This window comes from Avibacterium endocarditidis (assembly GCF_002921145.1).
GTDB lineage: Bacteria > Pseudomonadota > Gammaproteobacteria > Enterobacterales > Pasteurellaceae > Avibacterium > Avibacterium endocarditidis.
In genome coordinates, this window is sequence record NZ_PQVI01000087.1 from 1 (window position 1) to 10,028 (window position 10,028).

At 39.7% G+C, this 10,028-nt stretch carries 16 protein-coding genes and 2 pseudogenes; 17 read left to right on the forward strand and 1 reads right to left on the reverse strand.

All coding sequences use genetic code 11. The annotated features are described in order from the left end of the window. Positions 1-171 precede the first annotated feature (171 nt). From rplN to rplQ, 17 genes and pseudogenes are all read left to right on the forward strand, one after another. Positions 172-543: a 50S ribosomal protein L14 gene (gene rplN / locus C3Z13_RS06965; RefSeq protein ID WP_005548786.1), complete on the forward strand. Its 372-nt coding sequence runs from the start codon at positions 172-174 to the stop codon at positions 541-543. A gap of 10 nt (positions 544-553) precedes the next feature. Then, complete coding sequence (gene rplX / locus C3Z13_RS06970) at positions 554-865, forward strand: 50S ribosomal protein L24 (RefSeq protein WP_103855457.1); 312 nt, start codon at positions 554-556, stop codon at positions 863-865. Between the two features lie 20 nt (positions 866-885). Further along, complete coding sequence (rplE, locus tag C3Z13_RS06975) at positions 886-1,425, forward strand: 50S ribosomal protein L5 (RefSeq protein ID WP_103854527.1); 540 nt, start codon at positions 886-888, stop codon at positions 1,423-1,425. Between the two features lie 12 nt (positions 1,426-1,437). Next, positions 1,438-1,743 (forward strand): 30S ribosomal protein S14, encoded by a 306-nt coding sequence (rpsN, locus tag C3Z13_RS06980; RefSeq protein ID WP_103854526.1) that lies wholly within the window; start codon positions 1,438-1,440, stop codon positions 1,741-1,743. A 36-nt stretch (positions 1,744-1,779) separates the two neighbouring features. Continuing rightward, complete coding sequence (gene rpsH, locus C3Z13_RS06985; protein WP_103854525.1) at positions 1,780-2,172, forward strand: 30S ribosomal protein S8; 393 nt, start codon at positions 1,780-1,782, stop codon at positions 2,170-2,172. An 18-nt stretch (positions 2,173-2,190) separates the two neighbouring features. Beyond that, a complete protein-coding gene (gene rplF / locus C3Z13_RS06990; protein WP_046098796.1) occupies positions 2,191-2,724 on the forward strand; it encodes a 50S ribosomal protein L6 in 534 nt (177 codons plus the stop codon). 13 nt (positions 2,725-2,737) lie between these two features. Further along, positions 2,738-3,091: a 50S ribosomal protein L18 gene (gene rplR, locus C3Z13_RS06995; protein ID WP_046098797.1), complete on the forward strand. Its 354-nt coding sequence runs from the start codon at positions 2,738-2,740 to the stop codon at positions 3,089-3,091. 15 nt (positions 3,092-3,106) lie between these two features. Continuing rightward, a complete protein-coding gene (rpsE, locus tag C3Z13_RS07000; protein WP_103854523.1) occupies positions 3,107-3,607 on the forward strand; it encodes a 30S ribosomal protein S5 in 501 nt (166 codons plus the stop codon). Positions 3,608-3,613: 6 nt separating this feature from the next. Next, the gene (gene rpmD, locus C3Z13_RS07005; RefSeq protein WP_103854522.1) at positions 3,614-3,793 is read left to right on the forward strand and encodes a 50S ribosomal protein L30; all 180 of its coding nucleotides are present in this window, start codon (positions 3,614-3,616) and stop codon (positions 3,791-3,793) included. 4 nt (positions 3,794-3,797) lie between these two features. Next, positions 3,798-4,232, forward strand: a complete 435-nt coding sequence (gene rplO, locus C3Z13_RS07010) for a 50S ribosomal protein L15 (RefSeq protein WP_103855458.1) — start codon at positions 3,798-3,800, stop codon at positions 4,230-4,232. A 7-nt stretch (positions 4,233-4,239) separates the two neighbouring features. Continuing rightward, positions 4,240-5,564: pseudogene (secY, locus tag C3Z13_RS07015) on the forward strand (preprotein translocase subunit SecY). 26 nt (positions 5,565-5,590) lie between these two features. Then, a complete protein-coding gene (gene rpmJ / locus C3Z13_RS07020) occupies positions 5,591-5,704 on the forward strand; it encodes a 50S ribosomal protein L36 (protein WP_005548767.1) in 114 nt (37 codons plus the stop codon). Between the two features lie 140 nt (positions 5,705-5,844). After that, positions 5,845-6,201, forward strand: a complete 357-nt coding sequence (gene rpsM, locus C3Z13_RS07025) for a 30S ribosomal protein S13 (RefSeq protein ID WP_017805524.1) — start codon at positions 5,845-5,847, stop codon at positions 6,199-6,201. 15 nt (positions 6,202-6,216) lie between these two features. Beyond that, the gene (gene rpsK / locus C3Z13_RS07030; protein WP_012072238.1) at positions 6,217-6,606 is read left to right on the forward strand and encodes a 30S ribosomal protein S11; all 390 of its coding nucleotides are present in this window, start codon (positions 6,217-6,219) and stop codon (positions 6,604-6,606) included. A gap of 28 nt (positions 6,607-6,634) precedes the next feature. Next, the gene (gene rpsD / locus C3Z13_RS07035; RefSeq protein ID WP_103854519.1) at positions 6,635-7,255 is read left to right on the forward strand and encodes a 30S ribosomal protein S4; all 621 of its coding nucleotides are present in this window, start codon (positions 6,635-6,637) and stop codon (positions 7,253-7,255) included. 32 nt (positions 7,256-7,287) lie between these two features. Further along, positions 7,288-8,277, forward strand: coding sequence for a DNA-directed RNA polymerase subunit alpha (locus C3Z13_RS07040; RefSeq protein WP_103855459.1), 990 nt, complete (start codon positions 7,288-7,290; stop codon positions 8,275-8,277). 39 nt (positions 8,278-8,316) lie between these two features. Then, on the forward strand, positions 8,317-8,706 hold the full coding sequence (rplQ, locus tag C3Z13_RS07045) for a 50S ribosomal protein L17 (protein ID WP_103854517.1): 390 nt from the start codon (positions 8,317-8,319) through the stop codon (positions 8,704-8,706). Between the two features lie 955 nt (positions 8,707-9,661). Here rplQ and C3Z13_RS07055 read toward each other — a convergent pair. Further along, positions 9,662-10,028 (reverse strand): annotated as a pseudogene (locus C3Z13_RS07055) (magnesium chelatase subunit ChlI family protein); the annotation flags it as partial.

The window sequence follows — 10,028 nt, forward strand, 5'->3', positions numbered from 1 at the left end:
AAAATTACACCGCACTTGAGTTTGTAAGTTTAATAGTTTTTTTAGAAAAATAGGACTTGAAAGTCAGTTTTATCTTGCATTCATAGCATTTTTTATAGTAGAATCCGTTCCCTATCCTATAAGGATAGATTCGTCCCGAAAGGGTGTTATTAATTTTAGCGGAGTACTAAGATGATCCAAGAACAGACTATGCTGGACGTTGCTGATAACTCAGGCGCTCGCAGTGTAATGTGTATCAAGGTTCTAGGTGGATCGCACCGTCGTTACGCTGCTATTGGTGATATCATCAAAATTACTGTGAAAGAAGCAATTCCACGCGGTAAAGTTAAAAAAGGTGATGTATTAAAAGCAGTTGTTGTGCGCACCAAGAAGGGTGTTCGTCGCCCAGATGGATCAGTCATTCGCTTCGATGGTAATGCTTGTGTAATTTTAAACAATAACACAGAGCAACCAATCGGTACTCGTATTTTTGGACCTGTGACTCGTGAACTTCGTTCTGAGAAGTTTATGAAGATCATTTCTTTGGCACCAGAAGTACTATAAGGAGTAAGAAATGGCTGCAAAAATTCGTCAAAATGATGAAGTGATTGTTCTTGCTGGTAAAAGCAAAGGCAAACGTGGTAAGGTAACTAAAGTGTTACCAAACGGTAAAGTTGTTGTTGAAGGTATCAACATTATCACTAAACACGAAAAACCAGTTCCTGCATTAGGAAAAGAAGGTGGTTTAGTGAAAAAAGAAGCACCAATTGATGCGTCAAATGTTGCAATTTTTAACCCGAAAACAAACAAAGCTGACCGTGTAGGTTTTAGATTTGAAGACGGTAAAAAAGTCCGTTTCTTTAAATCTAACAATGAAATTATTTAATCAAAAACTGGAGTAATGCGATGGCGAAACTGCATGATTACTACAGAGATCAAGTAGTTAATGAATTAAAAGAGAAATTCAACTACTCGTCTGTCATGCAAGTCCCACGAATCGAAAAGATTACCCTGAATATGGGAGTGGGTGAAGCATTGACCGATAAGAAATTGCTAGATAACGCAGTTGCGGATTTAGCAGCGATTACTGGTCAAAAACCTTTAATTACTAAAGCACGCAAATCTGTTGCAGGCTTTAAAATCCGTCAGGGATATCCAATCGGTTGTAAAGTAACACTACGCGGTGAGCGTATGTGGGAGTTCTTTGAACGTTTAATTACAATTGCTGTTCCACGTATTCGTGACTTCCGCGGTTTAAGCGCGAAATCATTTGATGGTCGTGGTAACTACAGTATGGGTGTGCGTGAGCAAATTATCTTCCCAGAAATCGACTACGATAAAGTAGATCGCGTTCGTGGTTTAGATATCACTATCACAACGACTGCGAACAGCGATGAAGAAGGTCAAGCACTATTGGCTGCCTTTAATTTCCCATTCCGTAAATAAGGCAGGTTACAAATGGCTAAACAATCAATGAAAGCGCGCGATGTAAAACGCGTAAAACTCGCTGAGAAATTCTATGCAAAACGTATGGAGTTGAAAAAAATCATCTCTGATGTAAATGCATCAGACGAAGATCGTTGGGCAGCCGTGTTAAAGCTACAATCTTTACCACGTGATTCAAGCCCTAGCCGCCAACGTAACCGTTGCAACCAAACTGGCCGTCCACACGGTTTCTTACGTAAGTTTGGATTAAGCCGTATTAAGGTTCGTGAAGCAGCAATGCGTGGCGAAATTCCTGGCCTTAAAAAAGCTAGTTGGTAATTTACTACTTTATTTTGGAATCGGAGTAAAAGCACAATGAGTATGCAAGATCCAATCGCAGATATGTTGACCCGTATTCGTAACGGTCAAGCTGCGAATAAAATTGTGATCAATATGCCTTCATCCAAGCTAAAAGTGGCAATTGCCAATGTATTAGCTGCGGAAGGTTATATTGAAAACGTTAAAGTTTTAGAAGGCGCTAAGCCTGAATTGGAAATTACTTTAAAATATTTCCAAGGGAAACCAGTTGTAGAGAGCATTCAACGCGTAAGCCGTCCTGGTCTTCGTATTTATAAACGTAAAGACGAATTACCAAAAGTTATGGGTGGTTTAGGTGTAGCTGTAATTTCTACATCTAAGGGTGTAATGACTGATCGTGCAGCTCGCCAAGCGGGTTTGGGCGGTGAAGTTATTTGTTATGTAGCTTAATAGAGAGGTAGGAAGAAAATGTCTCGTGTTGCAAAAGCACCTGTTAGTATTCCTGCCGGCGTTGAGGTAAAACTTGACGGACAGCTACTAACAGTTAAAGGTAAAAATGGCGAGTTATCTCGCACTATTCATAACTCAGTTGAAGTTAAACAAGATAATAATGAATTAACTTTTGCTCCTCGTGCAGGGGTAGTTGGTGCTGACGCACAAGCGGGTACAGCGCGTGCATTAGTTAATGCAATGGTTATCGGTGTTACTGAAGGCTTCACTAAGAAGTTACAATTGGTGGGTGTTGGTTATAGAGCACAAATGAAAGGCAACGTAGTTGCATTAAGTTTAGGTTTTTCACACCCTGTTGAGCATACATTACCTGCAGGCGTAACTGCTGAATGTCCATCACAAACAGAAATCGTTCTGAAAAGTGCTGACAAACAATTAATCGGTCAAGTTGCAGCAGATATTCGTGCTTATCGCCGTCCTGAACCTTACAAGGGTAAAGGTGTACGTTATGCTGATGAAGTTGTACGTACAAAAGAGGCTAAGAAGAAATAATTAAGGTAACACTATGGATAAGAAATCAGCTCGTATCCGTCGTGCAGCTCGTGCTCGTCATATGATGCGTGAACAAGGTGCAACTCGTTTGGTTGTTCACCGTACTCCTCGTCATATTTATGCACAAGTGATTGCACCAAACGGTTCAGAAGTGCTTGCTGCTGCTTCTACAGTTGAAAAAGCAATTAGTGAGCAAGTGAAATATACCGGTAATAAAGATGCTGCAGCAGTAGTTGGTAAAATTATTGCAGAAAGAGCATTAGCAAAAGGCGTTAAAGACGTTGCTTTTGACCGTTCCGGTTTTAAATATCATGGTCGTGTCCAATCTTTAGCGGACGCTGCCCGTGAAGCTGGTCTACAGTTCTAATAGAGGTAATTTTAGATGGCAAACATCGAAAAACAAGCTGGTGAACTGCAAGAGAAGCTAATCGCGGTAAACCGTGTATCAAAAACAGTTAAAGGTGGTCGTATCATGAGCTTTACTGCATTGACAGTAGTTGGCGATGGTAATGGTCGTATTGGTTTTGGTTATGGTAAAGCGCGCGAAGTTCCGGCAGCGATCCAAAAAGCGATGGAGAAAGCTCGTCGCAATATGATTACTGTGGCTTTGAATGAAGGCACTTTACAACACCCAATTAAAGGTACTCACACAGGTTCTCGTGTATTTATGCAACCGGCGAGTGAGGGTACTGGTATTATTGCAGGCGGTGCAATGCGTGCAGTATTAGAAGTTGCTGGTGTTCGTAACGTTCTTTCTAAAGCATACGGTTCAACTAACCCAATTAACGTTGTTCGTGCAACAATTGATGCACTAGCAAATATGAAATCACCAGAAATGGTTGCTGCTAAACGTGGCAAAACCGTTGATGAAATTTTGGGGTAATGGACAATGGCTAAAACTATTAAAGTAACTCAAGTTCGTAGTTCTATCGCTCGTTTACCGAAGCATAAAGCTACCTTGCGTGGACTAGGTCTTCGCCGTATGCACCATACTGTTGAGTTAATCGATACTCCTGCTGTACGTGGGATGATTAACCAAGTTTCATATATGGTTAAAGTGGAGGAATAAGAGAATGCGTTTAAATACTCTATCTCCGGCTGAAGGTGCTAAACATAGTGCAAAACGCTTAGGTCGTGGTATTGGTTCTGGCTTAGGTAAAACAGGTGGTCGTGGTCATAAAGGTCAAAAATCTCGTACTGGTGGCGGTGTTCGTCGCGGGTTCGAGGGTGGTCAAATGCCTTTATATCGTCGTTTACCGAAATTCGGTTTTACCTCAATGAAATCAGCGGTAACTGCGGAAGTTCGTTTGAATGATTTAGCAAAAGTTGAAGGTAATGTTGTAACATTAGATACCTTAAAAGCGGCTAATGTATTAACTAAAGATATTCAATTTGCAAAAGTTATTCTTTCAGGCGAAGTAAAAGGCGCTGTAACTGTTCGTGGTTTACGCGTAACTAAAGGCGCTAAAGCAGCAATTGAAGCAGCTGGCGGTTCTGTTGAGGAATAATTAATAAATGGCTAAACAACCAGGTTATCAAAGTAGAAGTGCTCAAAGCGGTACAAGTGAACTGAAAAGTCGATTATTATTTGTGCTCGGTGCACTTATTGTTTTCCGTATTGGTTCTTTCATTCCGGTTCCTGGTATTGATGCGGCTGTTTTGGCTCAATTACTTGAGCAGCAAAAAGGCACCATTATTGATATGTTTAATATGTTCTCTGGTGGTGCTTTGAGCCGAGCCTCAGTATTTGCGTTGGGTATTATGCCGTATATTTCGGCATCAATTATTATCCAGTTACTGACAACGGTTCATCCTGCTTTAGCAGAATTAAAGAAAGAAGGTGAAGCCGGTCGTCGAAAAATTAGTAAATATACTCGCTATTCGACGCTAGTTCTTGCAACGATCCAGGCAATCGGTATTTCTACTGGATTACCTAATATGTTGCCAGGATTAGTGCCTAATTTAGGATTTGGTTTTACTTTACTGCTGTGATTAGTTTAGTTACAGGTACAATGTTCTTAATGTGGTTAGGTGAGCAGATTACCGAGCGAGGCATTGGGAATGGTATTTCTTTAATTATTTTTGCAGGTATTGTTGCTGGTTTACCATCAGCAATTGGCGCAACAATTGAGCAAGCGCGTCAAGGGCAAATGCACTTGTTAGTTCTGTTGCTCATCGCAGCTATTGTTTTTGCTGTAACTTATTTTGTTGTTTTCGTTGAGAGAGGACAGCGTAGAATTAAAGTTGAATATGCAAAACGTCAGCAAGGTCGTCAAATTCTTGGCGGTCATACCACTCACTTACCTCTTAAAGTAAATATGGCTGGTGTAATTCCTGCTATCTTTGCTTCAAGTATTATTTTGTTTCCGGCCACTATTACATCTTGGTTTGGACAAGGGGCAAGTTTAGATTGGTTAACTGACTTATCAATGCTATTGCATCCAGGTCAGCCTTTATATTTGATCGTTTATGCAGTAGCTATTGTCTTCTTTAGTTTCTTCTATACGGCGATGCAGTACAATCCGCGTGATACAGCAGAAAACTTGAAGAAATCTGGTGCATTTATTCCAGGAATTAGACCAGGTGAACAAACATCACGTTATATTGATAAGATTATGACCCGTTTGACTTTAATTGGCGGTCTATATATTACGTTCGTGTGTTTGGTTCCTTATATTATGACGTCAGCGTGGAATGTTCAATTCGATTTCGGTGGTACATCTTTGCTGATTGTTGTAGTGGTAATTATGGATTTCATCGTTCAGGTTCAAAGTCATTTAATGTCAACAAAATATGAATCTGCGTTGAAAAAAGCAAACCTTAAAGGTTTTGGGCAGTAATGCTCATATAGTAAAAGGGATAAGCAATGAAAGTTCGTGCTTCCGTAAAGAAATTATGTCGTAACTGTAAAATTGTTAAACGTGAAGGTGTTGTTCGTGTATTATGTAGCGACCCTAAACATAAACAACGTCAAGGTTAATTCATATTTTTCTTGCAAAGAACCAGCTGGGCATATATAATGCTCAGCTCATTTATGTCCTTGACATACTGTTTGAGTATCCTGAAAACGGGCTTTTCAAGATCAGTATGTCAAATTAGTTAAAATAATAGGAGTGCATAGTGGCCCGTATTGCAGGCATTAACATTCCTGATCAAAAACATACTGTAATTGCATTAACATCAATTTACGGTATCGGCAAAACTAGAGCAAAAGCTATTTGTGCTGCAACAGGAATTGCTGAAGACGTTAAGATCAGAGAATTGTCTGAAGAGCAGATTGATAAACTGCGTGATGAAGTTGGTAAATTTACCGTTGAAGGTGACTTACGTCGTGAAGTAACACTTAACATTAAACGCCTATTAGATTTAGGTTGTTATCGTGGTTTACGTCATCGTCGTAGCTTACCGGTGCGTGGTCAACGTACTAAAACTAATGCGCGTACCCGTAAGGGTCCACGTAAGCCGATCAAGAAATAAGTCGGGGTAAATTAAATGGCAAAAACACCAGTTCGTGCACGTAAACGTGTAAAAAAACAAGTAGTAGATGGCGTTGCTCACATTCACGCATCTTTCAATAATACAATCGTTACTATTACTGACCGTCAAGGTAATGCTCTAGCATGGGCTACTGCTGGTGGTTCAGGTTTCCGTGGTTCTCGTAAATCAACACCGTTTGCTGCACAGGTTGCGGCAGAGCGTTGTGCGGAAATGGTCAAAGAATTTGGCTTAAAGAACTTGGAAGTTATGGTAAAAGGACCGGGTCCTGGTCGTGAATCGACAATCCGTGCATTAAATGCAGCGGGTTTCCGCATCACAAACATCACTGATGTTACCCCGATTCCACATAACGGTTGTCGTCCACCGAAAAAACGTCGTGTATAAGACGTATTAGGATAGTTGGAGAAAGAAAATGGCAAGATATTTGGGTCCAAAACTCAAGCTAAGCCGTCGTGAAGGTACTGACTTATTCCTTAAGTCAGGAGTACGCGCGATTGATTCAAAATGTAAAATTGATACAGCGCCAGGTCAACATGGTGCTCGTAAACCTCGTTTGTCAGACTATGGTAGTCAGTTACGTGAGAAACAAAAAGTTCGTCGTATCTATGGTATTTTAGAGCGTCAATTCCGTAACTACTACAAAGAGGCAAACCGTCTAAAAGGTAATACTGGTGAAAATTTATTAGTATTACTAGAAGGTCGATTGGATAACGTTGTTTATCGCATGGGCTTTGCTGCAACTCGTGCAGAAGCTCGCCAATTAGTGAGCCATAAAGCAGTTGTTGTTAATGGTCGTGTGGTTAACATTCCATCTTTCCAAGTGTCAGTAAATGATGTTGTAGCTATTCGTGAAAAATCTAAGAAACAAGCTCGTATTAAAGCATCATTAGAATTAGCAGAGCAAAGAGAAAAACCAACTTGGTTAGAAATTGATGCTGCTAAAATGGAAGGTGTGTTCAAACGTGTTCCTGAACGTTCTGATTTATCAGCAGACATTAACGAACATCTGATCGTAGAGCTTTACTCTAAATAATAGTTAAAGCTTCGTAGCAAAGAGAGGATAAAATGCAGGGTTCTGTTACAGAATTTTTAAAACCACATTTAGTTGATATTGAGCAAATTAGCTCTACTCACGCTAAAGTGATCTTAGAACCGTTAGAGCGTGGTTTCGGCCATACTCTAGGTAATGCATTACGCCGAATTCTTCTATCTTCAATGCCAGGTTGTGCTGTAACTGAAGTGGAAATTGATGGGGTATTGCATGAGTATAGTAGCAAAGAAGGTGTTCAAGAAGATATTCTTGAAGTGCTTCTAAACTTGAAAGGCCTAGCGGTTAAAGTACAGAATAAAGATAATGTATTTCTGACACTAAGCAAATCTGGAATTGGCCCTGTTGTTGCAGCAGACATCACCCATGATGGAGATGTTGAAATTGTGAATCCTGAACATGTTATTTGCCATCTTACCGATGAAAATGCATCAATCAATATGCGTATTCGTGTACAGCGTGGTAGAGGATATGTTCCTGCTTCTGCTCGAGTTCATTCTCAAGATGAAGAACGTCCTATTGGTCGTTTATTAGTAGATGCTTGTTATAGCCCGGTTCAACGTATCGCTTACAATGTTGAAGCAACGCGTGTAGAACAGCGTACTGACTTAGATAAGTTAGTTATTGAGCTAGAAACAAATGGCACTATTGAGCCGGAAGAAGCGATTCGCCGTGCAGCAACAATTTTAGCAGAGCAACTTGATGCATTCGTTGATTTGCGAGATGTTCGTCAGCCTGAAGTCAAGGAGGAAAAACCGGAATTTGATCCGATTCTTTTACGTCCTGTTGATGACTTAGAGTTGACAGTTCGTTCTGCTAACTGTTTGAAAGCAGAAACAATTCACTATATCGGTGATTTAGTACAACGTACAGAAGTTGAGTTATTAAAAACACCTAATCTTGGTAAGAAATCACTTACTGAAATTAAGGATGTGCTGGCTTCTCGTGGCTTATCACTTGGTATGCGCCTTGAAAATTGGCCACCAGCAAGTATTGCTGAAGATTAGTGGTCATTAGGTTAAGATTTTTCTGAGAAGGATAAGATCATGCGCCATCGTAAGAGTGGTCGTCAACTAAACCGTAATAGCAGCCATCGTAAAGCGCTGTTCCGTAATTTAGCAAGTGCATTAGTTAGTCATGAAATCATCAAGACAACATTGCCAAAAGCAAAAGAATTACGTCGTGTAGTTGAGCCGTTAATTACATTAGCAAAAGAAGATAGTGTTGCAAACCGTCGTTTAGCTTTTGCTCGTACCCGCAACATTGAAACTGTTGCTAAATTATTCAATGAATTAGGTCCACGTTTTGCACAACGTGCGGGTGGTTATACTCGTATCTTAAAATGTGGTTTCCGTGCTGGTGATAATGCTCCAATGGCATACATTGAGCTAGTAGATCGTCCAGCTGTTGCTGAAGAAGCTTCATCAGCTGAATAATATAATTTTGATATTGAAAAGCCTGCGTGTCGCAGGCTTTTTTATTATAGCTAGCCAAAGTTTGGCTATAGAAGCCATACATTATGCGTATGGAATTAAAAAGCTTAAGCGATAGATAGAAAAATCTTCGCTATATAATGAATAAGGCTGGCAATTAAAATTCAGAATATGAGAGGATTATCCTGGTAAATAGAGCCAATGATGGATCAAGTTTATCATACCCCAAATGGGATGGTAAGCCTCACATTGTTTTTATTCTAAAATACAGAATAGTAGAATTTATATAAAGTTATGAGATCTAGGGAAGATTCTAAGGTAATCATGCCGTTGCAAGTATGTAGAAATTGTAGAGGTGCATGAATACTAGTCGATCATTTTTATATGCATCTAAGGATTCCGCCCAAAATCTCAGTATCAGGTTTTATTGGTTATCTGAAAGGAAAACTAAAGTATAAATATGGAAATTATCAGTAACTACGATCGATTTAAACGTAAAAGTGGTAGAAGAGTATATAAAGAATCAAGAAAAAGAATATGTAGGCTCTTTTAAGAGGCAAGTAAGGAAGTAATTAGATGTGATTGTTAGTATTTACAAGTCTCTTAAGGGGGAAGTATAGACTCTTACAGGGGAGCGCTAAAAATTGCGCGTTTCACATATGGATTGTTATTAGCAATAATTCTGTAAAAAAGTGCGATGGATTTTTTTAAATCAAGCGGATTTAACGGATATTATTGCTCTCAACATGCAGAGCGAGTTTTGATCATTGCCGCTGCAGGCAGCATAATTTATTGTTTTTAGGGCCTCAGTATGAGTAAAATAGTGCTAGTCAGCTGCGTTACGGGATTATTGCTACAGATGACCGAATAAAAATCCATAGAAATGGCTCCCGTAACTATCCTTGTACAAAATTAGCTAAAGATCAAAGTGCGGTTAGGAATTTTATAAAATTTCAGACTATCCTAAATTCTTTGAAAGTTTCTGCAACAGCCGATCCATTGCTCGATATGAAAGTGCTTCTGCCAAATGAGGGCGGTTGGATTTGCTTTTCGTTATTTAGATCTGCAATGGTGCGAGCCACTTTTAAAATGCGGTGATAAGCACGCACAGAAAGCCCTAATTGAGTGAGCGTATTTTCAAGAAAAATGCCGTCTTGCGAGCTAATTTTGCAATCTCGCTCAATTTCTTTACTACTTAAATGTGCGTTGATTTTTCCAGCGCGGGCAAATTGAATTTCACGAACCTTAATAATTTTCGACCGCACTTGCTCACTAGTTTCCCCTTTATTTTCAATATGTTGTAATGCACCTTTAGGCAAAAGGGG